Origin of the sequence: Paracoccus zeaxanthinifaciens ATCC 21588, assembly GCF_000420145.1 — a bacterium.
GTDB lineage: Bacteria > Pseudomonadota > Alphaproteobacteria > Rhodobacterales > Rhodobacteraceae > Paracoccus > Paracoccus zeaxanthinifaciens.
Genome location: NZ_ATUJ01000031.1, coordinates 1 through 2088 on the forward strand (window position 1 = coordinate 1; position 2088 = coordinate 2088).

Annotated in this window: 2 protein-coding genes and 1 pseudogene; 2 read left to right on the plus strand and 1 reads right to left on the minus strand. The window is 65.1% G+C overall.

All coding sequences use genetic code 11. The features are described 5' to 3' along the window. The coding region (gene bcoG, locus F804_RS16780; protein ID WP_051142397.1) for a 3-dehydrocarnitine:acetyl-CoA trimethylamine transferase BcoG at positions 1 to 674 on the minus strand (674 nt) is incomplete at its 3' end. Positions 675 to 806: 132 nt separating this feature from the next. Here bcoG and F804_RS0115095 point away from each other — a divergent pair. Together F804_RS0115095 and F804_RS17775 are read left to right on the plus strand one after the other, a co-directional pair. After that, a complete protein-coding gene (locus F804_RS0115095; protein ID WP_022708568.1) occupies positions 807 to 1739 on the plus strand; it encodes a GlxA family transcriptional regulator in 933 nt (310 codons plus the stop codon). 119 nt (positions 1740 to 1858) lie between these two features. Then, positions 1859 to 1987: pseudogene (locus F804_RS17775) on the plus strand (IS481 family transposase); the annotation flags it as partial. Positions 1988 to 2088 lie beyond the last annotated feature (101 nt).

Here is a 2088-nt window from a genome sequence, read left to right on the forward strand (position 1 = left end):
CCTGTTTGGGAGCGTGAATCACGCCGACAGGACGGCATCAAGAAAATTAATGGGTCCTGACCCCAGGGAACGCCCATGCACAATTGCACCAGCGCGGGCGATGCAAGCGTCCCCTCGCGGACAAGCTCCTTGGCGAACCACAGATGGCCTGTGTCGAAGGCCTCGATCTCGGGCTTGACGCCCAGTTCGGTCATCATGGACCCCATGGCCCGCAGCATGCCGGGCGTGTTGGTCATGACGTAATCGGCCTCGGCGAAATTCATGGTCCCGCAATCCAGCGTGCAGATCTCGGGCAGGCATTCGGCGATATGGGCCATCCGCTCGGTCGCGCCGATCATGTCGGTGGCGTCCGCGTTGACGGGGAAGGGGGCCTCGGACGAGCCGAAGACGATGTCGCCGCCCATGCCCGCCGTCAGGTTCAGCATGACATCTGTATCGGCCTCGCGGATGCGGTCGGTCACCTCGCGATAGAGCGCAAGGTCGCGCGAGGGCGCGCCGGTTTCGGGATCGCGGACATGGCAGTGGACCACCGCGGCACCCGCCTTCGCGGCCTCGATCGCGCTTTCGGCGATCTGGCGGGGCGAACGCGGCACATGGGGGCTGCGGTCCTGCGTGCCGCCGGATCCGGTGACGGCACAGGTGATGAAGACCTCGCGGTTCATGCTCAGGGGCAAGGTTTCCTCCTTCTGGGTATTTCGGCTGTCCCCGGATGTCCATCTTCCGGGGGATGCGGCGATCCTAGGGGTTCACCCGTCACGAATATTGTCTGATAATGCCATCTTCTTGTCCCAATCCGCCCCGTTTCCATGCCCCGCTATGCCGTTTTGCTGTTCGACGGGTTCTCGAACTTCGTCCTGTCCTCGCTGATCGAGCCGCTGCGCGCGGTTCACGATCACGGCTATCCCGAGCTGTCATGGTGCATCGTCACCCCCGATGACGCGCCCGTGCGCAGTTCCAGCGGCTTGCGGGTGGTGCCCGACCTGCCGCTGGCCGAACTGGGAACGCCCGATGCGCTGCTTGTCGTCGCGGGATACGGGTTTCGCGACCATTCCACCGCCCGCGTCGCGTCGCTGCTGCGGCGCATGTCGCGACGCGGCACGCGTCTGATCGGCGCCGATTGCGGGTCTTGGCTGATCGCGCGGGCAGGGCTGTTGCAGGGTCAGACCGCGACGCTTCATTGGAGCGTGCTTGCCGATTTCGCCGAGACCTTCCCGGAGGTGGCGGTCAGCCATCAGCGATACGTGCTGGACGGTCCGGTCTGGAGCAGCGGCGGCGCGGCATCGTCGCTGGACATGATGCTGGCCCTGGTCGGGCGGACATTCGGCCCCGCGGCCGCCTTTGCCGCAACCTCGATGTTCCTGCACGACGCGGTGCGCAAGCGGGCCGGGGCGGGGACGGGGATCGGCAGTCGCGGATCGCAGAAGCTGCAGGAAGCCATCCGCGTGATGGTCGAGCAGGTCGAGACGCCCATGCCGCTTGCCGAGCTTGCCGCGACGATCGGCACGTCGCTGCGCAGCCTGAACCGCATGTTCAAATCCGAGATCGGCATGGGGCCCGGTCGCTATGCCCAGATGCTGCGCCTGACGCGCGCGCGTGAACTGGCAACGGCCACCGAGCTTCCGCTGCGAGAGATCGCCTTGCGCTGCGGATATTCGGATGCCGCCGCGCTGGAAAAGGCGTTCAGCCGGACCTACGGCCAACCCCTGCGCCGCTGGATCGGACGGCGCCCGACCTCGTGATCAGAAGTCTTGCATGGTTAAGATTTGCAGCCTGCAATGCCTGCACCGACAGCGTGCGCCGGCGTCTGGTTGCCGCCAGAGCCGCCGATCCTGAAGGCACTGCGCGAGTATCCGCGCCGGCTCGGGAGTTCCCGCAGCACATGCTCGAAGCCGTGCCCCATCAGGTTCATACAATTCTCACCGTGAGCGGCATTCAGTTCGCAAAGCAGCCGCGGAACCGAAACACCATCTACTCCCGGCCAAGTCGGAAGAATGAACTGAACCGCTCCGGGTTTGCCGGAGGCTCCAACTCCTGAGTAGGATGGAGCATCATGAGCAAGACGACGAACAAATTTTCCCCCGAAGTGCG